Source organism: Paenibacillus camerounensis, assembly GCF_000723885.1.
Lineage (GTDB): Bacteria > Bacillota > Bacilli > Paenibacillales > Paenibacillaceae > Paenibacillus_AQ > Paenibacillus_AQ camerounensis.
This window is the reverse complement of record NZ_CCDG010000063.1, coordinates 1-24351: the sequence shown is the minus strand read 5'-3', so window position 1 is coordinate 24351 and position 24351 is coordinate 1. Positions and strand designations below refer to the sequence as shown.

General features: G+C 50.8%; 20 protein-coding genes, 3 tRNA genes and 1 pseudogene. 21 read left to right on the top strand and 3 right to left on the bottom strand.

Going from position 1 to position 24351, the window contains the following annotated elements; all coding sequences use genetic code 11:
• Positions 1 to 185: 185 nt before the first annotated feature.
• From pnpS to BN3772_RS23060, 9 genes are all read left to right on the top strand, one after another.
• Positions 186 to 1979: a two-component system histidine kinase PnpS gene (gene pnpS / locus BN3772_RS23100; protein WP_042202557.1), complete on the top strand. Its 1794-nt coding sequence runs from the start codon at positions 186 to 188 to the stop codon at positions 1977 to 1979.
• 191 nt (positions 1980 to 2170) lie between these two features.
• Positions 2171 to 2899, top strand: coding sequence for a response regulator transcription factor (locus BN3772_RS23095; protein ID WP_042202556.1), 729 nt, complete (start codon positions 2171 to 2173; stop codon positions 2897 to 2899).
• A gap of 404 nt (positions 2900 to 3303) precedes the next feature.
• A complete protein-coding gene (pstB, locus tag BN3772_RS23090) occupies positions 3304 to 4059 on the top strand; it encodes a phosphate ABC transporter ATP-binding protein PstB (protein ID WP_042202555.1) in 756 nt (251 codons plus the stop codon).
• A 69-nt stretch (positions 4060 to 4128) separates the two neighbouring features.
• The gene (phoU, locus tag BN3772_RS23085) at positions 4129 to 4788 is read left to right on the top strand and encodes a phosphate signaling complex protein PhoU (RefSeq protein WP_042202554.1); all 660 of its coding nucleotides are present in this window, start codon (positions 4129 to 4131) and stop codon (positions 4786 to 4788) included.
• 216 nt (positions 4789 to 5004) lie between these two features.
• Entirely contained in the window at positions 5005 to 7665 is a 2661-nt protein-coding gene (gene polA / locus BN3772_RS23080) for a DNA polymerase I (RefSeq protein ID WP_042202553.1), read from the top strand.
• A gap of 51 nt (positions 7666 to 7716) precedes the next feature.
• Positions 7717 to 8565 carry a DNA-formamidopyrimidine glycosylase gene (gene mutM, locus BN3772_RS23075; protein WP_042202552.1) on the top strand — a complete coding sequence of 283 codons (849 nt, stop codon included), beginning with the start codon at positions 7717 to 7719 and terminating at the stop codon, positions 8563 to 8565.
• A gap of 176 nt (positions 8566 to 8741) precedes the next feature.
• Positions 8742 to 9482 carry a manganese efflux pump gene (locus BN3772_RS23070; protein ID WP_042202551.1) on the top strand — a complete coding sequence of 247 codons (741 nt, stop codon included), beginning with the start codon at positions 8742 to 8744 and terminating at the stop codon, positions 9480 to 9482.
• 9 nt (positions 9483 to 9491) lie between these two features.
• Positions 9492 to 10088 carry a dephospho-CoA kinase gene (gene coaE / locus BN3772_RS23065; RefSeq protein ID WP_042202550.1) on the top strand — a complete coding sequence of 199 codons (597 nt, stop codon included), beginning with the start codon at positions 9492 to 9494 and terminating at the stop codon, positions 10086 to 10088.
• Complete coding sequence (locus BN3772_RS23060; protein ID WP_042202591.1) at positions 10085 to 10648, top strand: lytic transglycosylase domain-containing protein; 564 nt, start codon at positions 10085 to 10087, stop codon at positions 10646 to 10648. Before coaE ends, BN3772_RS23060 begins: the two co-directional genes overlap by 4 nt.
• A gap of 76 nt (positions 10649 to 10724) precedes the next feature.
• Here BN3772_RS23060 and BN3772_RS23055 read toward each other — a convergent pair whose 3' ends face one another.
• Positions 10725 to 10943, bottom strand: coding sequence for an alpha/beta-type small acid-soluble spore protein (locus BN3772_RS23055; protein ID WP_042202549.1), 219 nt, complete (start codon positions 10941 to 10943; stop codon positions 10725 to 10727).
• 164 nt (positions 10944 to 11107) lie between these two features.
• Between BN3772_RS23055 and nrdR the strand changes: the two genes are divergently transcribed.
• The 3 genes from nrdR to BN3772_RS23040 all read left to right on the top strand — a co-directional run bounded on the left by nrdR (position 11108) and on the right by BN3772_RS23040 (position 11986).
• Complete coding sequence (gene nrdR / locus BN3772_RS23050; protein WP_042175038.1) at positions 11108 to 11584, top strand: transcriptional regulator NrdR; 477 nt, start codon at positions 11108 to 11110, stop codon at positions 11582 to 11584.
• Positions 11585 to 11821: 237 nt separating this feature from the next.
• Positions 11822 to 11897: transfer RNA gene (locus tag BN3772_RS23045), tRNA-Ala, on the top strand.
• A 16-nt stretch (positions 11898 to 11913) separates the two neighbouring features.
• A tRNA-Lys gene (locus tag BN3772_RS23040) sits at positions 11914 to 11986 on the top strand.
• Positions 11987 to 12097: 111 nt separating this feature from the next.
• Here the strand turns inward: BN3772_RS23040 and BN3772_RS31375 are convergent.
• Positions 12098 to 12208 (bottom strand): annotated as a pseudogene (locus BN3772_RS31375) (transcriptional regulator); the annotation flags it as partial.
• Between the two features lie 146 nt (positions 12209 to 12354).
• Between BN3772_RS31375 and BN3772_RS23030 the strand changes: the two are divergent.
• The 3 genes from BN3772_RS23030 (at position 12355) to BN3772_RS23020 (ending at position 16689) form a co-directional block, all read left to right on the top strand.
• Positions 12355 to 12828 (top strand): IS1096 element passenger TnpR family protein, encoded by a 474-nt coding sequence (locus tag BN3772_RS23030; protein WP_052380660.1) that lies wholly within the window; start codon positions 12355 to 12357, stop codon positions 12826 to 12828.
• Between the two features lie 124 nt (positions 12829 to 12952).
• Entirely contained in the window at positions 12953 to 14272 is a 1320-nt protein-coding gene (locus BN3772_RS23025) for an APC family permease (RefSeq protein ID WP_042202548.1), read from the top strand.
• Between the two features lie 224 nt (positions 14273 to 14496).
• On the top strand, positions 14497 to 16689 hold the full coding sequence (locus BN3772_RS23020; RefSeq protein WP_042202547.1) for a rhamnogalacturonan lyase: 2193 nt from the start codon (positions 14497 to 14499) through the stop codon (positions 16687 to 16689).
• A 114-nt stretch (positions 16690 to 16803) separates the two neighbouring features.
• Here the strand turns inward: BN3772_RS23020 and BN3772_RS23015 are convergent, their stop codons facing one another.
• Positions 16804 to 17169 (bottom strand): VOC family protein, encoded by a 366-nt coding sequence (locus tag BN3772_RS23015; protein WP_042202546.1) that lies wholly within the window; start codon positions 17167 to 17169, stop codon positions 16804 to 16806.
• A 282-nt stretch (positions 17170 to 17451) separates the two neighbouring features.
• Between BN3772_RS23015 and BN3772_RS23010 the strand changes: the two genes are divergently transcribed.
• The 6 genes from BN3772_RS23010 to BN3772_RS22985 all read left to right on the top strand — a co-directional run bounded on the left by BN3772_RS23010 (position 17452) and on the right by BN3772_RS22985 (position 24136).
• Complete coding sequence (locus BN3772_RS23010) at positions 17452 to 18498, top strand: ABC transporter substrate-binding protein (RefSeq protein ID WP_042202544.1); 1047 nt, start codon at positions 17452 to 17454, stop codon at positions 18496 to 18498.
• A gap of 44 nt (positions 18499 to 18542) precedes the next feature.
• Positions 18543 to 19649, top strand: coding sequence for an ABC transporter ATP-binding protein (locus tag BN3772_RS23005; RefSeq protein WP_042202543.1), 1107 nt, complete (start codon positions 18543 to 18545; stop codon positions 19647 to 19649).
• A complete protein-coding gene (locus tag BN3772_RS23000) occupies positions 19646 to 21301 on the top strand; it encodes an ABC transporter permease (RefSeq protein ID WP_042202542.1) in 1656 nt (551 codons plus the stop codon). Before BN3772_RS23005 ends, BN3772_RS23000 begins: the two co-directional genes overlap by 4 nt.
• Positions 21302 to 21423: 122 nt before the next feature.
• Positions 21424 to 23118 carry a sensor histidine kinase gene (locus BN3772_RS22995; protein ID WP_042202540.1) on the top strand — a complete coding sequence of 565 codons (1695 nt, stop codon included), beginning with the start codon at positions 21424 to 21426 and terminating at the stop codon, positions 23116 to 23118.
• Positions 23111 to 23905: a response regulator transcription factor gene (locus BN3772_RS22990; RefSeq protein WP_042202538.1), complete on the top strand. Its 795-nt coding sequence runs from the start codon at positions 23111 to 23113 to the stop codon at positions 23903 to 23905. The genes BN3772_RS22995 and BN3772_RS22990 overlap by 8 nt, the downstream gene beginning before the upstream one ends.
• A gap of 158 nt (positions 23906 to 24063) precedes the next feature.
• Positions 24064 to 24136, top strand: a tRNA-Lys gene (locus tag BN3772_RS22985).
• Positions 24137 to 24351 lie beyond the last annotated feature (215 nt).

Below are 24351 nucleotides of genomic sequence, written 5' to 3'. Positions count from 1 at the left end.
AGGTACTAACTAATAGTTTAGCATGTTGCGGTGCGATATACGACAGGCAACATTTTTACCGGAGCAGCCGGCAGCCGGATAGGGATTTTACACTGCGTTGATAATTGTGCCGGGAACTGGTGTTTTTGCGGAAATGGAGTTAGGATGATCTCAAAGACAAAAGAGAAGAAAGAGGATTGCCTGATATGAAACCGTTCCGCATTCGTCTTACCTTTATCCTTATGGCTCTGGTTGGCATCTCGATGATCGGCGCAGGCCTCACGATGGCCAAGCTCTTTAAGGATTCACACATTTCAGCGCTGGAGGAGAACATGTCCCGGGAAATAAAGCTGCTCTCCGGAACTTTCCAGTTTGTTGATATGAACAGTCCGGAGGCGATTTCCTATTATACGGAACGGGCTAAGCATATTGCCGGGCTAACCGACTCGCGGATTACCTTCATTACGAAAGAAGGGAAGGTTATCGGTGATTCTGAACGGAATCCGCTGGAAATGGACAATCATTCTAACCGTGAAGAGGAAATGCTTGCGCAGAAGGAAGGGATCGGACGGGCTATCCGCTACAGCGATACACTGGACCGCGAGATGCTTTATGTCGCCGGTGCCGTAACCTCAGCTGACGGCTTTGACGGTTACATCCGGCTGTCTATGGGTCTGGACGCAGTAACCGAGGGGCTGAGCAGAGCATGGTTCATTATGGCTATAGGGCTGGTCCTGCTATTCGTGGCAGCAACCTTTGTCAGCTATAAAGTGGCATCGAGCATGACCTCGCCTCTTGAGCAGATAACAAGGGTTGCCCGGCGCATTACAGATCTGGATTATGATGCGAGAGTGCCGATGCAGCGCAAGGATGAGGTCGGCCAGCTGGCCAAAGCGATCAATGCCATGGCGGACAGCCTGCAGGCCCAGCTCAAGACGATCCGCGACAATGAGGATCTGCTGCAGAGCGTGCTTGATAATATGACCGGCGGTATTGTCATGGTTAATGCTGAAGGCGAATTTGCCCTGATTAACCGGGCGGCAGAACGTATGCTGGATGTGAAGAACAGCGAAATGACGGGGCATTCCTATAAAGAGCTGAAGCATCATTATGAGCTTAGCCGGCTTATTGAAGAAGGTGTAATGCGTTGCGAGCCTATCCATGAAGAGCGCAGCATATATACCCCGGCAGAGCGAATTGTCCGGCTGGACGGGGTGCCGATGGCGCAGGACGGCTCTCACCGGGGCATGCTGTTCCTGCTGCAGGAGGTTACCGATATCCGCCGGCTGGAGAAGATGCGCAGCGAGTTTGTTGCCAATGTGTCGCATGAGCTGAAGACGCCTGTTGCTGCAGTCAAAGGTTTTGCCGAGACGCTGCTCGGCGGCGGTGTAACCGACGAGAAGACGGCGCGCTCGTTCCTGCAGATTATTTATGATGAGAATGAACGGCTGAACCGGCTGATCGGCGATATTCTGGAGCTGTCCAAAATTGAATCCAAGCGGGTGCAGCTCGACTGCTCTCCGGTATATTTAAGCGAGTTCTTTGATTCTGTTCTGGAAACGCTAAGTAAAGTAGCTGAGAAGAAAAAAATCAGCCTCAGCGCAAATATCCCGGATGAGCTTTTAATGGAAGGGGATGAGGATAAGCTGCGGCAAATCTTTATGAACCTGCTCTCCAATGCGATCAATTACACGCATGACGGCGGCAATGTCAAAGTTACAGTAGCTGACGGGCATAAGCCTGACGGCACGGAAACCGTTATCTTTACAGTCAGTGATACCGGGATGGGCATCCCCCGCAAGGATCTGCCGCGGATTTTTGAACGGTTCTACCGGGTGGATAAAGCCCGCTCCAGAAGCTCCGGCGGTACAGGGCTTGGCTTATCTATAGTCAAGCATCTGGTGGAGCTTCACCGGGGGACGATAACTGTAGAGAGCGATCTGGGAATCGGAAGCTCGTTTATTCTGGAGCTGCCGCTGCTGCAGGAGCACGATAAATAACTGCAGGGCACCGGATATCGCTGAAATAAGCGGCGAACCGATTTGCCAATTGCAGCGCAGAGGAATACTATTAATCTGCAGGATCATCTGCGAAATTTGTTGTTATTTTACACCAAGTTAACATTCCGGTGATATGATGGGTTTGCTGCATTTTTTGTAAAATTTAAAAACACGTGAATACGGGGGAAACTATGGCACAACGATTGCTGGTCATTGAAGACGAACCGACGCTTGCCCGGCTGCTGTCCTATAATCTGACGCAGGAAGGCTATGAAGTAACAGTGGAGGATCATGGAACGGCAGGATACGACCGTGCGACTAGAGAACCTTTTGATCTGATCGTACTCGATCTGATGCTGCCCGGTATGAACGGGATAGATATCCTTGATAAGCTTCGCGGACAAGGCATCCGCACGCCTGTAATTGTACTGACGGCCAAAAATGCCGAAGAGGATGTAGTCCGCGGCCTGAAATCCGGCGCCGATGATTACATAACCAAGCCGTTTGGCGTATCTGAGCTGCTTGCCAGAGTCAGCGCCGTGCTACGGCGCATATCCGGGGTGGCTGAAGATATTCAGCCGGACAATCCAGTCTCTGCTTCAACCATTATTTTGGGACAGCTGGAGATTTATCCGGAGCGGTATGAGGTCTCTTTGGGCGGACACAGCATTAACCTGCGGCCCAAGGAATTTGAAGTGCTGCTGTATCTGGCGCGTAAGCCGGGGGTTGTGCTTACCCGCGATGACCTGATGAATGCAGTCTGGGGATTTGATTATATCGGCGGGCAGCGCACAGTGGATGTACATGTCAGCTCCCTGCGCAAGAAGCTTGAGCTTGACCCTGAATCCGTTCATATCGATTCGATCCGCGGAGTGGGCTACAAGCTGGTTGTTAACAAAAAAAGAGCACCGGTCATTTAACATGCCGGTGTTTTTTTATATAGATTGAACTTGAAAACTTAAATTAAAGGAAAAGTGGCGGAAGGAATTTTGGAACTGCAGGAGCGGAGCGTTCGCCTTTATGTTTGGATTTCTACCGCGGTCAGCCGTTTAATCAGGAAATCCAAACATAACAGCGGCCGGAAGTCCAAACATTCCTGGAGTCACGGCCAATCCTCAAATAAATAGTTACCAGTTCAATCTATATAGCGTAAATGTTGTACATAAAAAATTAATATTAAATATAAAATATAATTATAATTAGTTTAGATGAATGATAATGGGATTTGTGATTTTACACTGCGTTAACATTTCTCTTCAACTCTATTTACACTAAAAGCTTATCATTGGGAACGAAGATGATGAGAAGGAGACTGCCAAAACACATGAAATCCATCATTGACATAGAGAAGCTTGATCTCTACTATGAGTCATTTCACGCATTGAAGAACGTGGATCTGCAGATTCCGGAGAAACAAGTGACCGCCTTTATCGGACCGTCCGGCTGTGGTAAATCCACCCTCCTGCGCACCCTAAACCGTATGAACGACATGATTCCCGGAACACGTATTGAAGGTAAAGTGAACATCGGCGGTAAAAATATCTACAGCGACGAAGTGGAAGTGGAAAGCCTGCGCAAGCAGGTCGGCATGGTGTTCCAGCAGCCCAATCCTTTTCCGAAGTCGATCTATGACAACGTAGCTTACGGCCCGCGCCTGCACGGGAAACACTCCAAGCAGGAGCTTGATGAGATTGTGGAGCAGAGCCTCCGCCAGTCCGCCCTGTGGGAGGAAGTTAAGGATTTCCTGAAAAAGTCTGCACTCAGCCTGTCCGGCGGACAGCAGCAGCGCCTGTGTATTGCCAGGGCGCTTGCCGTTCAGCCAGATATTCTGCTGATGGATGAGGCAACCTCTGCCCTTGACCCTGTGTCGACCCTAAAGATTGAGGAACTGGTACAGGAGCTCCGCAGCAAATATACGATTGTTATGGTAACGCACAACATGCACCAGGCTGCCCGTGTATCGGGCCGCACTGTATTTTTCCTGAACGGCGTTATTGTGGAGGCTGCGGATACAGAAATGCTGTTCTCGAACCCGAAGGACTCCCGCACAGAAGACTATATCTCCGGACGTTTCGGCTAATATCCTATCGGGGACCCGCTCCTGAAATATCAGGCTGACCATATGTTTTTGAGGAGGATCGCATTATTTATGATTCGCAGAAAAGAATTCGATAAAGATCTGGAAGAATTACGCAGCCTGCTGCAGCAAATGGGCGAACATGTGATAGATGCTCTGGAAGGTGCGATTGTGGCACTTCAGACGCTTGACATTGCACGCGCGCAGGAGATTGTAAAGGCGGATTTGCATCTCAATGCGATGGAAGACCGAATTATGGAAATCGGTTCCCGTCTGATTATTACCCAACAGCCTGTTGCAAAGGATCTGCGCCGTATCATTGTTGCCTTCAAAATCTCCAGTGATCTTGAGCGTATGGGTGATCTGGCTTTGGACGTGGCTAAGGTAACTATGCGCATTCAGGGGCAGACGCTGATCAAGCCGCTGGTGGATATTCCTCGTATGGCTGAGATCGTATCGGTGATGATTACCGAAGCCATTCAATCCTACCTGGATGAGAATACGGATCTGGCTTACAAAATGGCCCAGGATGACGATCAGGTTGACGGACTCTACAGCTCAACGATCAATGAACTGTATACTTACATGGTTGAGAAGCCGGAATCGTTGAACCAGGCGATGCTGCTGACCTTGGTTGGCCGCTATATTGAACGGATCGCCGATCATGCCACTAACATCGGTGAGAGCGTAGTGTATCTGGTAACAGGCAAGCGCCCGGATTTGAATCAGTAGAATGATGCAGTGCCACAACAGCACCCGCCTTAGGCGGGCTGCTGTTTTTTTGCTGTTATCGCAGGGTTTACGGTTTCAAGCCGGTGAAGATTGGCAATCCTGCATTCCATGCGGGAATATGCTTAGCTGCAGTGTAAATCGTGCACTTTGGTTCATTTTGGTGCAGGGCATATGGTAAGATGTAAAGAGTAAGCAAGAAAAAGGCGAGGTGCTACAGTGGACAAGTTGATACTAATAGATGGAAACAATATTATTTACCGCGCATTTTTTGCGATGCCGCCGCTGACGAATACAGCCGGGCAGCAGACGAATGCCGTATACGGTTTTACGACCATGCTGCTGCGTTTAATTGAAGAACATAAACCAAGCCATATGATCGTGGCATTTGATGCAGGGAAGATTACGTTCCGTCATGAAGGCTATGAGGATTATAAGGGCGGACGGCAAAAAACGCCGCCGGAGCTGTCCGAACAATTCCCTTTACTAAAAGGTTTGCTGCGTGATCTTGGAGTTCCGCAGTTTGAGATCAACGGCTATGAGGCTGACGATATTATCGGAACGATCTCCCGTGAGGCAGATGCTGCCGGACGTGAAGTGATGATCGTATCCGGGGATAAGGACATGCTGCAGCTGGCTTCGGAACATACAACCATAGCGCTTGTGCGTAAAGGCGTGACTGAAGTGGAGCTGTACGGGCCGCAGCAGATCCGCGAGAAATACGATTTGACGCCTGAGCAGATCATTGACCTGAAGGGCCTTATGGGCGATGCGAGTGATAATATTCCAGGGGTGCCTGGAGTGGGTGAGAAAACCGCACTTAAGCTGCTGCACCAGTTCGGCTCCGTAGAAAGCGTTCTGGCCGGAACAGGCGAGCTAAAGGGTAAGATGAAGGAGAAGCTGGAGGAGCATGCGGACAGTGCGGTTATGAGCAAAAAGCTGGCGACCATCTACCGCGAGGTTCCGCTCGAGCATGCCTGGGAGGATATGTCCTTTACAGGGATTAACCGGGATACAGCAGGACCTGCGCTGGCAAAGCTGGAGTTCAAATCTCTTCTGGAGCGTCTGTCGCTGAGTGCGCATTCGGGATCATCAGATGAAGCAGCAGCAGTTGAAGCTGCCGAGCTGGATATTACAATCGTCGGTGAGGCTGATCTGGAAGCGCTGATTGCCGCACTACCGGAGGTTTCAGCCCTGCATGTCGAGACAAACGGGGAGAACCCGCACCGGTCCGAGGTAATCGGTCTCGGATTGTCTTCGCCGGAGCGGCATTATTATGTTCCGTTTGAACTGCTGCAGAGCCCTGCGGCAGCGCCGCTGCGGGACTGGCTGGGAGACAGCAAGGCGCCGAAGAGCGGATATGATCTGCACCGCGCAGATCTCGCATTACATTGGCAGGGAATCGCTTTTGCCGGGGCTGCGAATGATGTTCAGCTTGTCGCATATCTGCTAGACCCGACGGAATCGAATCAGAACCTGAATGATCTCACCTCCAAATACGGCCTGCCCCGCCTGTCACCGGACGAAGATATTTTTGGCAAAGGCGCCAAATACAAAATTCCGGAGCTGGAAATTCTGGGCAACCACGTAGCCCGCAAGAGCGCAACTGTGCTTGGCATTGTGGCTAAGCAGCAGGAAGAGCTGCGTGAGACGGCAATGACCGGATTGTTCGAGGATCTGGAGATGCCGCTGTCACGGATTCTGGCTGATATGGAGAAGCAGGGGATTGCCGTTAACAAAGAGGAGCTTAAAGAGCTGGGAAAAGAGTTCGAGGCCCAGATTGCGTCGCTGGTTACGGAAATTTATGAGATCTGCGGCACTGAATTTAACCTCAACTCACCGAAGCAGCTTGGCGAAATCCTGTTCGTGAAGCTGGGACTGCCTGTGGTGAAGAAGACCAAGACAGGCTACTCTACAGATGCAGAAGTGCTGGAGAAGTTGGCACCTTATCATGATGTGGTTCGCCTGATTCTGCAGTACCGTACAATAGCCAAGCTCCAGTCCACTTATGTGGAAGGATTGCTCAAGGAAATCTCGGAGCAGACGGGCAAGGTGCATACCTTCTACCGGCAGACGATTGCGGCGACAGGCCGGCTCAGCAGCCAGTTCCCGAACCTGCAGAATATTCCAATCCGGCTGGAGGAAGGCCGCAAGCTGCGGAAGATATTTGTTCCTTCTGAACCGGGCTGGTCGATTCTGGCGGCAGACTATTCACAGATTGAGCTGCGGGTGCTGGCCCACATCTCCGGCGATGAGCGGATGAAGGAAGCTTTTCTGGAGGATATGGATATTCACACCAAGACAGCGATGGATGTATTCGGCGTAACGGCTGATCAGGTGGACAGTAACATGCGCCGTTCCGCCAAGGCAGTTAACTTCGGGATTGTGTACGGCATCAGTGATTACGGTCTGTCCCAGAACCTGAATATTCCGCGTAAGGAAGCGGCCCAGTTCATTGAGCAATACAAGGAGGTCTTCAACGGTGTCCGCCAGTACATGGTCGATATTGTTGTGGAAGCAAGGAAGCAAGGTTATGTTACGACGATGCTGGAGCGCCGCCGCTATCTGCCGGAGATTAATGCCAGCAACTTCAACCTCCGGTCGTTTGCTGAACGTACCGCAATGAATACTCCAATTCAGGGAACGGCTGCCGACATTATCAAGCTGGCTATGGTGCACATGGATAAAGCGCTGTTTGAACGCGGGCTGAAGAGCCGTATGCTGCTTCAGGTGCACGATGAGCTTGTATTCGAGGTGCCGGAGGATGAGCTGGAGCTGATGAAGGAGCTTGTTCCTGAGGTAATGGCCGGAGCGCTTAGCCTGTCTGTGCCGCTAAAGGCAGAGGTAAGTTATGGAAGTAACTGGTACGAGGCTAAATAGGCTCCCCGTTACCTTGCTTTATCCGGTATAATGGAGTGGAGGTGAGCCATTATGCCGGAATTACCGGAAGTTGAAACAGTCAGAAGAACTCTAAATGAATTAATTACAGGCAAGCAGATAGAGCACGTCACCGTCCGGCTGCCGCGGATCATCCAGCGTCCGGACGATACCCAGGCCTTTGCCAACATGCTGGCAGGCCATAGCATTGTTACAGTTGAGCGCAGAGGCAAGTTCCTGCGGTTTGTGCTGGACGGGCTCGTTATGGTCTCCCATCTGCGGATGGAGGGCCGTTACGGCCTGTACCGTCAGGATGAGCTGCTGGACAAGCATACGCATGTTATTTTCCATTTCACCGACGGTACGGAGCTTCGCTACACGGATGTACGCCAGTTCGGAACGATGCATCTGTTCGATCCCGGTGAAGACCTGCTGCTGAAGCCGCTGAATAAGCTGGGACAGGAGCCGCTGGATGTTTCTTTTACGCCCGAGCGGTTTAAGGAAATTGTCGGGGGCCGCAGTACCAAGATCAAGCCCTTGCTGCTGAACCAGGAATACATTGTCGGCATCGGTAATATCTATGTAGATGAGGCACTGCACTGCGCAGGGATTCATCCTGAGGAGACAGCGAAGCTGCTTTCGGACGGGCAGCTGAACCGGCTGCATAGTGCGATCGTATCAACGCTGACAGATGCGGTCAACGCCGGAGGCTCGTCTGTCAAATCGTATGTCAACGGGCAGGGTGAGAGCGGCAGCTATCAGCAGCAGCATCTCATTTACGGCCGTAAGGACCAGCCCTGCACAACCTGCGGTACTCTGATCGAGAAAAGCGTTGTAGGCGGCCGCGGCACGCATATCTGCCCGAATTGCCAGCCGCTGACCGTTGTTATAAGCAACAATTAGAGACGGGATTCACCTGATTTAAGGATGTAATACACCGAACTATCCGGCTAGACGCAAAAGCCCAGGAACCGACTGCCGGTCCCGCCCATATACTGTGTGAAGAACGCTGAAACAAGCAAACGGAACCGGAATGATTGATCCTCCGGGCTTCTGTTTCTTCACGGGAGGGATTGCGGGTGATCAGCCCATTATTTTCACTGCTGCTGCTGGCTTTTGCGCTTAGTTTGGACGGTTTTGGTGTAGGCATTACATATGGTTTACGTAAAATGAAAATACCGCTGCTCTCCATTCTGATTATCTCGCTTTGTTCGGGGATTGTCATTTGTGTCTCCATGCAGGTCGGTGTACTTTTAGCCAAGGTTGTCTCTCCGGATGCCGCCTCCATTATTGGAGCGGTTATTCTCGTCTTAATGGGCTGCTGGTCATTGTTTCAGATGCTGACCCAGAAGGAGAAGGGCCCGCAGGAGACGGAGCGGAAAGCCGCGGATGAAAGAATGCCGGCAGCTGCTCAGGCTGGCCCGGAGACCGGAATTACAGAACCGGCTGCGGATCCCGGAGAAGCCGGCCCGCAGAAGTCCGCCGTCTTTTCATTAGAGCTGCGGCATCTGGGTGTGGTCATACAAATTCTGCGTACGCCGTCTTCCGCGGATATAGATGATTCGGGAAGTATATCTTCGATGGAAGCGATGATTCTGGGGATTGCGCTCTCGCTGGATGCATTTGGAGCGGGGCTTGGTGCTGCGCTGCTCGGCTTCAGCCCGGTGTGGACCTCGCTGATGATTGCCCTGTTTAGCGGCACCTTTTTATTGCTTGGAATGAAAACCGGCCTTAGGCTGTCGGGAAGCTTCTGGATGAAGCACGCTGCTGCGCTGCCTGCGTTATTATTAATTGCTATGGGAATAATGAAGCTGTTATGAGGTGAGTACATGATTATGGGCTTAACCGGAGGTATTGCATCCGGAAAAAGCACCGTCTCCGCAATGCTAATACAAAAAGGAGCACGACTCGTTGATGCCGATGTCATCGCAAAAGGGGTCATGCTCCCGGGACATCCCGTGCTGGCTGCTGTTGCAGGTCATTTTGGCCAAGGAATACTGCTGCCTGACGGCACGCTGAACCGGGCTGCGCTGGGGGAGATCGTCTTCAGCGATCCCGCTGCCCTGCAGAAGCTGAACAGTCTGACTCATCCTGCGATCCGCCGGGAAATTAAGGAACAGATGTATGCACTCGAAGAAGAGGACCCGCAGCGCCTGATTATTGTGGATATACCTCTATTGTATGAGTCCAAGCTGGACAACCTGTTCGATAAGGTGTTAGCTGTTTATGTGCCCCGTGAGGTGCAGCTCGCCCGTCTGATGGAGCGTAACGGTCTCAACAACGAACAGGCAGCAGCAAGGCTGGACGCTCAGATGGATATTGAAGAGAAACGAAGCAGAGCAGATTATATTATTGACAACAGCGGCGGGCCTGCCGAGACTGAGCAGCAGGTTGCCGTGTTGTGGGACAGGCTGGGCTTATTATGAGCTGGCTGCGTAAAAAAAGAGTGCTGCTCCTGCTGTTCATTGGTTTTACTGCGATTCTGTTTCTCGGCACCAACTGGATGTCATGGTTTTATCCTATTCATTATAAAGACGAAATCCGAAAGCACAGCAGCACGTATGAGACGGATCCGTTTCTGGTTGCCGCTATTATCCGTGTTGAAACCAATTACAAGACAGGCCGTGAATCCAAAAAAGGCGCGCTTGGACTGATGCAGCTCATGCCGGACACCGCCAAGTGGGCGCTTGAGATGGCCAAACTGCCTGAAGTATCCCTGGATGAGCTTAAAGAGGAGCCATCGGCCAACATCGAGCTGGGCACCTGGTACCTCTCCTCACTGTCCCGCCAGTTTGACGGCAACCGTACTGCGGTGATAGCCGCCTACAACGCCGGGCCCGGCAAGGTGCAGAGCTGGATCAATGATGGACAATGGGACGGGACAGAAGCGGCTGCCAAGGATATTCCGTTTGGCGAGACCAGACACTACGTGCAGCGCGTGATTTATTATTATAATCAGTACACGGAGATTTATAGTGAATTCTAAGCCTCTGCTATGTAAAAAGAAGTATTAAACGGCATGCAGCCGTTTAATACTTCTTAGGCAAGCTTATGGGGACAGGTTATTTATATTGACCTGCCAGGGATTGCTCGGCGATCGTTACAAGACGTTTAGTGATGTAACCACCGATCGAACCGTTTTCGTAAGAAGTTTTATTGCCTTGGTATCCGTCCGGGGAAAGAGTGATACCCAATTCTTGGGCAACTTCATATTTCAGTTGTTCCAAGGCACCGCGTGAGTTTGGAGCTACCAGATTGTTGCTGTTATTGTTTTGGCTCATTTCTGTTCACCTCCTATCGGTTGGTAACTGTATTATGTGCCGGACTCGCCAGATTCATAACAAGATAAAAACGGTGTTTTATGGAAAAAAATATTACCTGCCGAACATTGGGGTAGAGAAAACAGCGGCGACTAATACTACAGTAAAAGGAGTGGCCTTAGCTTATGAAATGCCCATACTGCGATCATACAAATACCAAAGTGCTTGACTCGCGTCCGGCCAATGAGAATAAATCAATCCGGCGCAGGCGTGAATGTGAGCGTTGCAGCAAGCGCTTTACTACATTTGAGATGATTGAGGAAACCCCGCTAATCGTCATCAAGAAAGGCGGCAGCCGCGAGGAATTCAGCCGTGACAAAATTCTGCGCGGACTGATCAGAGCCTGCGAGAAGCGTCCTGTCTCCGTCGAACGTCTGGAATCCATCGTCTCAGAGGTGGAGAAGACGCTGCGCGGTATCGCCCTGGCTGAGATCGAGAGCCGCCAGATCGGCGAGCTGGTGATGGAGCAGCTATATCCGGTAGATGAGGTGGCTTACGTCCGCTTTGCCTCAGTATACCGTCAGTTCAAAGACATCAACATGTTTATGAAGGAACTGAAAGGTCTGCTGTCCAAAGACGACGGTGAGATGGAGGGGCTATAGACAGGCTGCAGCACCTGTGCCCCGTAATGCTCTGTATGGTATGGAGCGTTGCATAGGTGCTGTAGCGGTTCTTCCGGAAGAGGAAAGAATAAAAAAATGATAAAAGTGTTGACATCAGAAACAGATTTCTGTATTATATAGAAGTCGGCTACGAAATAATTAATAACACGGCGAGGTGAGCTTGATGCTCACACAAAGATTTAGAATACATAGTTGTAGATCCACAATGACTAATATGGGGCCATAGCTCAGCTGGGAGAGCGCATCGCTGGCAGCGATGAGGTCAGGGGTTCGATCCCCCTTGGCTCCACCAAATATCTTAATATCATGGACTCTTAGCTCAGTTGGTAGAGCAGTAGACTCTTAATCTATTTGTCCAGGGTTCGAGCCCCTGAGAGTCCATCCGATGAAGAACGGCAGAGATGCCGTTTTTTTGTTATGTTCATTTCAGCGTATTGAAAATATGTAGACGGTAATTGAACCATTCTAGGCACCGAGTACTCCGGGTGTGTATCTAGGCGCTTCTACAATAGAGGGGGATGCGATGGGGAGAAACGAACAGCCGTCCAAAGCCGGCAGACAATGTCTGCGGCATAAATCCTTGAATCTCCTAACATCAAGGTCTCAGGCGTGTGCTTCACGGCTTATATTCCATATTATCGACATCAAATAAGGAAACAATGACATTCTGTTGATTAAAATTGCAATAAATGATAAGTTTCAAATACAATCGACATTAATTCTAAAAATAAAATGTACGGAGGACTAATATGGCTGCAACTAAACAACCTCAACTATTTAATATCATCCTAAGTGATCCCAGCGGCGGTGTCCGGGGACGCCCGTCACGCAAAATTGCGGTTGCTGCGAAGGCGTCCTTATATGATCTTGCCGAGGCTGCCATCGAAGCCTTTGATTTTGACCTGGATCATGCTTTTGGATTTTATGATAACATTATAAACTGGACACGTGCTGAGGAAGGCTACGAATTATTTGCGGATATTGGCCAAGAGAGCAGGTTTCCCGGTGTTCAGAAAGTGAAAATCAGCAGTGTATTCCTTGCACCCAAGCAAAGGATGCTGCTGTTGTTCGATTACGGTGTCTGCTGGCATTTTATTGTTCAATATCTGGGGGATGCAGAAGTGGAGCCGGCTCAAAAGCTGCCTCATGTTATAGAGAGTAATGAAAAGACGTATGAGCAGTATGACAGCTTTGGCGTTGAAGATGATTGGGATGAGGATTAAGAGTAGTAGAACTCTAATCAAGCCGTAGTGAATTTCCCCACTTCCAAATCTCACACAACATGGTAAGATAAGCAGACGGAAATGTACCGTGATTACAGAGACAGGAAGGGTCAGAAATTACATTATGAGCACTAAGAAGGCAACAACCAAATCACTTGGCAATACAGTAACATCCATTCAGGCCCTGGCTATTGTGGTGGGAATGATTATCGGGTCCGGGATCTTTTTGAAGCCGGGGATTGTGCTGAGCAATGCCGGTACTCCGTGGATGAGCATCCTGGCCTGGAGTGTCGGAGGCATCATTACACTGGCATCCGCGCTGACTGTGGCGGAGATTGCGGCTGCGATTCCGAAGTCCGGCGGATTGTACACCTATCTGGATGATCTCTACGGCGGTGTAGCCGGCTACCTGCTGGGCTGGGTGCAGGCGGTGATCTCTTATCCGGCGTCGGTAGCGGCGCTGGCGATTGCTTTTGCCACTTATTCCGGTTACTTTGTGCCGCTGAACGGCTGGCAGCAGAAGCTGCTGGCTGTAGCCATCCTGGCGTTCATCCTCATCATGAATGTCATTGCCACCAGATTCGGCGGCATTATCCAGACGGTTGCGACGGTGGGCAAGCTGATTCCGGTCGCGGGGATCATCGGCGTTGGCCTGTTCTCGAATTTGGCTCCCGGCTTTGACGGTATCAGTGCACCGGCAGCGGGAGCAGGGTTTGGAGCGGCAGTTCTGGGTACGCTATGGGCTTACGACGGCTGGATCAGTGTGACGAATATGGCAGGTGAAATTAAGAATCCGGCTAAGACCCTGCCGAGGGTCATCTCTATCGGAGTTATTTTTGTGATAGCAGTGTATGTTCTGTTTAATATGGCGGTGTTCAAGGCGCTGCCTTATGAGCAGATCATTAGTTCACCTACTCCGGGCGCTGACGCCGCTGAGGCACTGTTCGGGAACGGGGGCGGAGCGTTTATTACCGCAGGCATCATTATATCGGTGCTGGGTGCGCTGAACGGTTATTTGATGACCGCAGCCCGTGTGCCGCAGGCAATGGGGGAGAAGCAGCAGATTCCGTTCTCACGGGTGCTGAGCAGCATTCATCCGAAGTTCCGTACTCCGGCGAATGCGCTGATTTTTCAGAGTGTGCTCGCGGTTATCTACATCTTCTCGGGGACCTTCAATACGCTGACGGATCTGCTAGTGTTTGTACTGTGGATCTTTTTCACGATGGGTGTGTTTGGAGTCTTTCTTCTCCGAAAAAAAATGCCGCCCGAAAAAGGACGCTACCGTGTGCCGCTGTATCCGGTTACTCCGGTAATCGGGGTCGCTGGCGGACTTTATATTCTAGGCAGCACGATTGTCAGTGACCCGCTGCGCTCGCTGACCGGAATCGGAATTACGCTGGCCGGACTGCCGGTATATTATCTTTTATCGCGTAAAAAAGCATAATCCGAATACAAGAGACCGCCTTCTGTTAGCTCAGGAGGTGGTCTTTTTGCATATAACCAGCCTAAGCTGCAAGAATGTCCAACTCGGGTTAAATAGTCCAAAACCCTTTAATAGAGCGGGCAAAATTGTCCTATTGCCGGAATAACAGGAGATAAGTATGCTACAGTTGTTGATTCTTTGGAGAGATCTCATTATAAACAGGCAGGTATGGAGGAGAAACGTAAATGAGTATTCAAATGGAGCATTTGGACCGGGGGCTGGCGGCAGTCTGCACTTCGGAAGGGATATTTATCAGCTGGCGGCTGCTGGGACAGGAAGTGAGCGCTGCTACAGACAGCGGCCTGATTGCTGCCGATTTTCGGATATACCGTAACGGCGAACGAATTGCTGAGATTAGTGACAGCACGAATTATCTGGATACGTCCGGCAGCCGGGAAGCGGAGTATGCGGTAGCCGCCGTTATAGACGGAGAAGAGAAAGAGCAGTGCGTATCTATCCGGCCGTGGGAGACCCCCTACCTGGAAATACCGCTGCAGAAGCCGGAAGACGGAGTGACACCTGCCGGTCAAACGTACACGTACAGTGCAAATGATATGAGTGTAGGCGATGTTGACGGTGACGGGGAATACGAATACATTGTAAAATGGGACCCGTCGAATGCGAAAGATGTCTCTCATGTAGGATATACAGGTAATGTGTATGTAGATTGCTATAAGCAGAACGGTACTTTGCTGTACCGGATCGATTTAGGTATTAATATCCGGGCAGGGGCTCACTATACCCAGTTCCTGGTCTATGACTTTGACGGGGACGGCAAGGCGGAGCTGATGTTCAAGACAGCACCGGGTACGCGGACCATCTGTTATAAGGACGGAGCTCCTGTCTCTGAGTCTTTCATCACCATGCTGCCGGAGGATGAAGCGGCCGGATACAGCCATCAGGATGACTACCGCATCAACGGTGCAGGTTACGCAGAGCATGTGGCAGATATGTTTGAACGCTGGCATGAGCATGAGGAGGTAACGGCCGGACACTGGCCTGCTACGCTGGAGGAATGCTTCGGCATTATACCTGAATATACATATCCTTTGTCTAGAGTGGACGCAGTGCGTCTGGCGGATTATTTCTTAGATGTATATGCTCCTTCGAGAAGTGAGCGGAACAAGCTCCGTGCATTTGAAGGCTTTATTCTAAAAGGGCCGGAGTATCTCACAGTCTTTCGCGGAGAAACGGGTGAAGAGCTTAAGACGGTGCGCTATAAGCCGGGGCGCCATGATGACGGGCTGATGTGGGGAGACTATTCCTGGAACCGCATCGAACCGGGCAACCGGGTAGACCGGTTCCTGGCCGGAGTCGCTTATCTGGACGGAAAGAAGCCATATGCACTGTTTGCCCGCGGATACTATACAAGGGCTACAATGGCTGCGTATAGCTGGGATGGGCAGGAGTTGAGCGAGACCTGGTACATTGACAGCGGCTGGGTCACCATGAACAATCCGTTTGCCGACACGCTGCACCTTCAGGACGGCAGGAACCCCGGCTTCGGCGGCTTAGCCAAGCAGGGCGCGCATGCACTATCCACAGCCGATGTGGATGGAGACGGCTGCCAGGAGATTATCTACGGGTCAGCTACGATTGATCACGACGGCAGCCTTCTGTACAGCTCAGGCGGTATTCTGCCTGAGGGAAGTGCAGCTCCGGGTGAATACGCCAAGCTCGGCCACGGGGATGCGCTGCATGTCGCGGTGGTCGATCCTGACCGGGACGGACTGCAGATCTATATGGTTCACGAAGAGGGGATACACGGCCCTTATGGATATACACTGCGTGATGCGGCTACCGGGGAAGTGCTCTATGGAGGGTTTGCCAAGGAGGATGTAGGCCGCGGTATGGTCGGTAAAGTAGACCCGGACGTACCCGGATTGCAGACCTGGTGCAGCGAAAGTCATCTTGCTCAAGAGCCGTCCCGCGGTCTGCGGTCAGCCAAGGGTGAGCAGCTGGACGAGCGGGCGCCGGGTACTAACATGAACATCAAATGGGCAGCCGATATGACGACCCAGTTCATCAGCGGCACCTTTGAAGATCCTGTAACCATCGAAGACTGGAGACGGGGCACACTGCTGACAGCAGAGGGGACGCGCTCCAACAACGGAACCAAAGGCAATCCTTGCCTGGTAGCAGACCTGTTCGGAGACTGGCGGGAGGAACTGGTTGTCCGTATGGCCGACAGCTCGGCTATCCGCATCTACATGAACACAGAGGTGACAGACCGGAAGCTGTATACTCTGATGCATGATCCGCAGTACCGCACAGGAGTGGCCTGGCAGAATGTAGTGTATAACCAGCCTTGCTATACCAGCTTCTATCTGGGTACGGACATGAACTGGTCCAAGGTGCCGGTCCCGGATCTGCTGTAGCTTCATTTCAATCTGTAAAAGCAAAACGGCCGCCTATTTAAAAGGGCGGTCGTTTTGCGTTGCCGTGCATTCATTTGCAGCCCGTCAGGCTGTCTGACACCCTGCTATACCAGACTAGCTGTGCTCCGCAATCTGCACCTCAAAGCCGTCCGGGTCCAGCACATAAAAGAACCGCAGATGCGGATTCGGCGAGACGGGTCCGCGGGCTACCGGGATGCCGTGGCTTTTTAATTCCTCGATAGTTCCATCCAGTGACTCCGTTTCGAATCCGACAGAGACCCCGCATTCAGGCTTCAAGGCAGGGTCACTTCCCTGAATCAGCTCTATCTTGGGCTGTCCCTCCGGACCTAACATAACGATCTGCCTGCCCCTGCTTTCAAACTGCCGCTCAATAGGGAGACCCAGAATCCGGTGATAGAAATGGAGGGATGCCTCCAGGTCGCGTACTCTAAGTGTAATCCAGTTAAGGCTTAGCTTCATAATAAAATGCCTCCTGTCCTGATTCATGCGATACGTCTGCTGTATTCATTATACGTCAATTTGCACATGCTGAAAGCCCGGGTGTCTGTCTAAGTGCAGTTCATCTAGGGGAAATTGATGTTATGTTAATCAATCAGTGCTATATTACCTTAAAATGGACTTGTGTGTCATATAAAGTGACATTAAGTTGTGCATTTTAGATGATTTTGTCGAATAATAGGATTTAAATGAATTTCTAAGCTGCTAAAATAGACCTATATTCATATAAGGGGTGAGCGGGAAATGAGAAAATGGTTAAGCGTGTCAATTATTATTACAATGGTGGTGCTGGTGCTGTCTGCATGCGGTGGTAGCAAAACAGATGAAGCGGCGTCGGGCTCCAGCAGCGGTTCATCCAGCAAGCTGGTGGTCTATACACCGAACAGTGAAGCGATGATCAATGCACTTGTTCCTGCATTTGAGAAGCAGACAGGCATTACAGTGGAATTGGTATCGGCAGGCAGCGGTGAGCTGATCAAGCGGATTCAGTCAGAGAAATCCAACCCGTATGCTGACGTCATGTTCGGCGGAGCATACGCCTTGTTTAACGATAATGCAGATCTGTTCGAGGAATACGTGTCACCTAATGATAAGGATTTACTTGAAGGGCATACGAATACAACAGGCATTATGACCTCGTACGTCTCGGATGGCAGCGTCTTGCTGGTGAATACAAATCTGGCAGGAAGTATTGAAATTAACGGCTATGAGGATCTGCTGAATCCGGAGCTGAAAGGCAAGATTGCGATGGCTGACCCTGCCAACTCCAGCTCTGCATTTGCGCAGCTGACTAATATGCTAAAAGCAATGGGCGGGGATTATACCTCTGAAGCAGGCTGGGATTATGTAGCGAAGCTTCTGGAGAATCTGGATGGTAAAATTGCCGGCGGCTCCAGCAAAGCGCACAAAAGCGTAGCAGACGGTGAATATGTAGTGGCGTTAACCTATGAAGATCCGGCAGTCAGCTATGTCAGAGACGGTGCCCCGGTAAAGGTTGTATATCCTGAAGAAGGAACGGTATTCCTGGATGCAGTAGCCGGAGTCGTAAAGGGCTCGTCAAACCAGGACAACGCTAAGAAATTTATTGATTTTCTGATTTCCTCAGAAGGACAGGATGCCCTTGGACAGGAGACGACGAACCGGCCCCTGCGCACAGATGCCGCGATTGGCGACTTCATGACACCGATTGAGCAAATCCAGGTCATTGATGAGGATGTAGCTTATGTTGCAGAGCATAAAGCAGCCATTGTAGAGCGTTACACGGAGCTCTTTACCGATATAGCGGAATAATTCGGAATCAGTACAGCTAATTAAAACGAAAGCGGGTGTATAACATGAGCGTTGCGATATCCTTCAAGGACATTGTTAAAAAATATGGCGACACAACCGTTATCCCCGAGCTGTCCCTGGACATTCAAAAGGGTGAGTTCTTCACCCTTTTGGGTCCTTCGGGCTGCGGGAAAACGACCTTGCTGCGGATGGTGGCAGGCTTCAACAGTATTGAAGGCGGGGATCTTGGTTTCAATGATAAGGTGATGAATACCGTCCCGCCGGGCAAACGGAATATCGGGATGGTGTTTCAGAATTATGCAATCTTTCCTCATTTAAATGTTGCTGAGAATGTTGCATTCGGGCTGCAGAACCGTAAAGTCAGCAAGGAGGAGCAGCAGCGCAGAGTCGGGGAGATTCTGGATACGGTACAGATCGAAGTGTACAAAAACAGAATGCCCAAAAACCTGTCAGGAGGACAGCAGCAGCGGGTAGCCCTGGCCCGGGCCATCGTCATTAATCCGGACGTGCTGCTCATGGACGAGCCGCTCTCCAATCTGGATGCCCAGCTCCGTGTCGACATGCGTAATGCCATTAAGCGGATTCAGCGCGAGGTTGGAATTACCACGGTATATGTAACGCATGATCAGGAAGAGGCGATGGCAGTATCTGACCGGATCGCAGTGATGAAATCCGGCATCATCCAGCAGGTAGGAACCCCAAGGGATGTCTACCAGCGTCCGGCTAATCTGTTCGTCGCAACGTTTATAGGGCGGACAAATGTAATAGAGGCACAGCTGGAGGCAGGTGCCGAAGGCAAGGCGGTTCTTCGTATTGGCAGCAGCTATACATTTGAGATGCCGGAGCTGTTGCCGGAAGTGACGCCTGCTGATGCGGTAGAGGTCAAAATATCAGTCCGGCCGGAGGAATTTGTACTCTCGGAGGACGGGCTGGGACTCACCGGAAAGGTTGTCAATAATGTTTTTCTGGGACTGAATACACATCTGGTCGTCGAGCTCGAAAACGGGCAGGAAGTAGAAATCATTCAGCAGTCGGCAGTAAGTACAGTAGTGGATATCGGCCGGAAGGTTACACTGGCCATCCTTTCAGGAACAGTCAATGTCTATGATGCGTCCGGCGAACGCAATCTGAACCGGGGAGCGCACTTATGAGCGGCCGCATGAAGCGCCTGGACATCTGGTCGCTGATTACCTTTATTATTTTTGCCGGATATCTTGTATTCCTGGCTCTGCCTTTATTCATGCTGCTGATCAAAAGCTTCTTTGACGGGACAACCGGCGAGTTCTCGCTCGCATACTTTCATAAATTCTTCAGCAAAGCCTATTATATGAACGCGGTATGGAACAGCATTAAGGTGACGGTAAGTGTCACGCTGCTGTCCATCCTGGTGGCCGGTCCGCTGGCTTACATTATGACGGTTGCCAAAATAAAAGGAAGTGCAACAGTCCGCATCCTGATTCTGATCTCCTCTATGTCGGCCCCGTTTATCGGCGCATACGCATGGATTCTGCTGCTCGGGCGCAGCGGGGTGATTACCACATTCTTATCCAGTGTATTCGGTATTCGTATGCCTGATATTTACGGCTTTTCCGGTATCCTGCTTGTGCTGACTTTGCAGCTGTCCCCGCTGATTTTTATGTACGTGTCAGGGGCACTCAAGAATGTCGACAACTCGCTGATGGAAGCAGCCGAAAGCATGAACTGCACGGGCCTGCGGAAAATGTGGAAGATACTCGTACCGCTGATTACACCGACCTTACTCGCCGGGGGACTGCTGGTCTTTATGAGGGCATTTGCCGATTTCGGCACACCGATGCTGATCGGTGAAGGGTACCGGACCGTACCGGTGCTGATCTTTAATGAATTTATCAGTGAGGTTGGAGGCGATGACGGCTTTGCTGCTGCGATCAGTGTTATAGTAGTTCTGTTCGCCGTTGCTGTGTTTCTGGTGCAGAAGTTCGTGGCTAACCGGAAATCATACAGCATGAGTGCGCTGAATCCGATTGAACCTAAAAAGCTCAAAGGGTTCGCCAATGTGGCAGCCCACGCCTACGTGTATCTGTTTACTCTACTGGCGCTGCTGCCGCAGGGATATGTAGCGTATACGTCATTCCTCAAGACCTCCGGTAAAATATTTGTGGACGGATACTCTCTCGACAGCTATCGTGCAGCCTTCTCAAAAGTTGGCGATTCCATCTACAACACCTTTATGATGGCCAGTATTACGATCATCATTATCACGCTTGCTGCCGTACTGATCGCTTATGTAACAGTAAAGCGCAAAGGTGCAGTCGCGAATGTCCTGGATACCTTCACGATGCTGCCCTATATCGTGCCGGGCTCCATTCTCGGGATCGCCCTGCTGGTTACCTTCAACAAGGAGCCGCTGGTACTGAGCGGAACGGCTGTTATTCTGATTGCCGCTTTTGTTATCCGGCGTCTGCCCTACACGATCCGCTCCAGCGCTGCAGTGCTTCATCAGGTGAATGACAGCATTGAAGAAGCGGCAATCAGCCTTGGAGCCTCCACGATGCGGACGTTCTTCAAGATTACCGTTCCAATGATGATCTCAGGTGTATTTGCCGGGGCCATCATCAGCTGGATAAGCATTATAACAGAGCTCAGCACCTCCATCATTCTGTACACGGGAAATACCCGGACGATGACGGTTGCTGTCTACACAGAGGTTGTACGCGGCAATTACGGGGTTGCAGCCGCACTGTCAACCCTGCTGACAGCCATTACTGTGGTCTCCCTGCTGCTGTTCTTCAAGCTATCCGGCAAAAAAGAAGTAACCATGTAACAGTGAACCGGTCCTGCGTAAGCGGGCCGGCTTTTGTTCATCCGGAGGGCAGCCCGCCGCCGGTTTCGTGAATCCGGCCAGTCGGTTATGATAGTAGAACGTATCAGAAAGGGAGTGGCGCAATGGTTAAGAGAAGCTTCAAGGATTCGCTGCGCAGGATGTTTCTGCTGCATACCCTTGTGCCTATTTCCATTTTGTTTGTGCTGTTCCTGGTGTTCATGATGATCAATTCACGGTTTTTGCTGGTAAGCCAGACGGCAGAAGCGGGCAAACAGATCAAATCATCGATGGAGGAAGTCTACAGCTCCTACGTTAAGGAGATAAGTGAAGCTGCAGCGCTGGATGCGGTCATATCTTTTGCCGGATCACGGAATCACGGTCCAGAGGTATTTGAGCGGTTTTACGGCTTCAATAACCGGCAGCAGGTAAAAAGCATTATGTATATAATCAGTGCTGACGGGACGATCATGGCCTCCTCTGCCAACTATAATGATGAACCGTCTGATCTTGCGCTGCAGGCGATTGCCCGGCGGATGCATAGCCAAGGCTTGCCACTCCTTGCCGAAACCAATCATATCCGCTTCTCGCATGACCGTTATACCGCCTATACCTTTGCCCATGAAATCCGTAACGGAGGGGCAGCGCTCGGTTATCTGATCTATCAGCTGTATGAATTGGATCTGCAGAAGCTGATCTTTGTGCAGAATAACGAAATTGCCGTGGTTACTGATCCTTACCGTACCATTATTGCCACTACGAATAATCTGACGCAGGGGCTGATGAATAAATACAGCCTGTCCAGCGATTCTAAGGGCTACGTGTGGATAGATAAGGGGAAGTATTATAGTAAAGAAACATACATACCGTTGTCCCAGTGGCGAGTTTACACGTTAAGCGCTGCTGAGGGGAATCATAGCGCCTATTGGTCACTGGCTGTATTTTTTGTGATGGCTAGTCTGCTGCTGTGGCTTGTTATTCAATATTCTGCCCGCATAATCTCCACACGCCAGTCACGGGCAATAGATAAGCTGATCTATGCCGTCAGAGAGCTGGAGTCAGGCAACATGGACTCTTACGTCTATATCGGGACCGGGGATGAGTTCGAGACGCTTGCGAACCAGTATAATCAGATGCTGCAGCGGCTGAATGAGCTCGTCGCCCAGAATGCGGAGCTGTCCGATTTGCGCAGGGTTATCGAGGTTAAGCACCTGCAGTCGCAATTTCACCCGCATTTTATATTTAATGTGCTGGAGACGCTCCGCTACGCAATTGTTGTAGACAACAAGCTCGCCCAGGATATGGTACTTACTCTTTCCAGACATCTGCGCTACAGCATTGGCAACGAAAAGGACCATGTTATGCTTGGCGATGATCTGGAGTATATTGCCGGGTACATGAAGCTGCAGCAGATAAGGTTCAAGGACAGGCTCCATTACCGGGAAGAGGTAAGCCAGGCGGCCAAGACTGCACTGGTTCCCAGGCTGATGCTGCAGCCAGTCATCGAGAATACAATTAAATACGGCTACCGCCAGCGCCAGACTGTTGCGGTTACTGTGACAGGCCGTGTGGAGGGTGCGGATCTGCTCCTTGAGGTGAAAGATAATGCGGGAGGAATGAGCAGCGAACGGCTGGAGGAGGTGCGGGCTATTATGGCGTCTCAGGATAACCGTGCCCCCCATATCGGGCTGCATAATTTGCACCGGCGGCTTGTGCTGATGTACGGGGAACGTTATGGCATTCAGATTGACAGTACTCAGGGAGAAGGAACCCGGGTTACTTTTGTACTGCCGTACAGGAAGGAGGAAGCGGATGTTTAAGGTGCTGCTGGTAGAGGATGAAGAGATGATCCGTAAAGGTCTGCGGTTTACCTTTGACTGGATGGGGGCCGGGTGTGTGGTGGTTGGTGAAGCAGAGAACGGTGAGGAGGGTCTCCGCCAGATCGCTCTGCTTCATCCCGATATTGTGATTGTTGATGTGAATATGCCGCTGATGGACGGGATATCCATGATTGAGCATAGTGTGGAGGAAGCGGATTGCAGCTATATTATCCTGTCAGGCTACGATGAATTCAGGCTGGCCAAGGATGCTATCCGGCTGGGGGTTACCGAGTATTTGCTGAAGCCGCTTGAACAGGAGCAGTTATCAGCAGCACTAGAGCGTGCTAAGAGTCAGCTGGAAATGAAACGCCAGTACAATGCGATGGTTACTTCCGGAGCCGGGAACGGGGAGCTGCTGCAGGCGTCTGTTGTGAAGCTGCCGGGGAAGTCGTCCCGCTATGTATCCAGAATGATTCAATATGTCCAGGAGCATTATGCGGAGAAAATCGGCATTAAGGATCTGGTTGAAAGCCTAGGCGTAAGCGCCACGTATCTAAACCGGACATTCAAGAGTGAAACAACCTATACCTTCAACGACTTTCTGAACCGGTACCGTATTCAAAAAGCGATGGATCTGCTGAGCAGCGGCGAGGACAAGGTATATGCAATTGCTGCAGATGTAGGCTATAAGGATTACAAATATTTTATAGCCATCTTCAAGAAATATGCGGGATGTACCCCAAGCTATTATCAGGAGAGATTTGGCAGGGGAGAGGCGGACCATTGATTGAACGTTGAGGAGCGTTGTACCGGGAAAGGCATGACAGCTGCCCGGCAGAGTGGGCCCAGGCAGCTTCAAAATAAACAGTTGACATTTATATCGCCACGAGGTATATTATAAGAGTTCCTTTTGAGAACAAAGGTTGTTGACAGCCTACATAATGCGGACTCTTAGCTCAGTTGGTAGAGCAGTAGACTCTTAATCTATTTGTCCAGGGTTCGAGCCCCTGAGAGTCCATCACACGAAGAACGGCAGCGATGCCGTTTTTTTTGTATAGGAAATTATACAATGCAAAAAAATGTGGATAACTCCGATGAAAAGTAAAGGAGGGGGTTGACGTGAAGAATCAGGAGACATGGAAGAAACGACCTGATACCCCGATTGTATTCGGTTTTTCGTATACATTTGGCTAGTTTGCCCTCATGGTGGCAGATTGTATTCGTTTTTTCGCA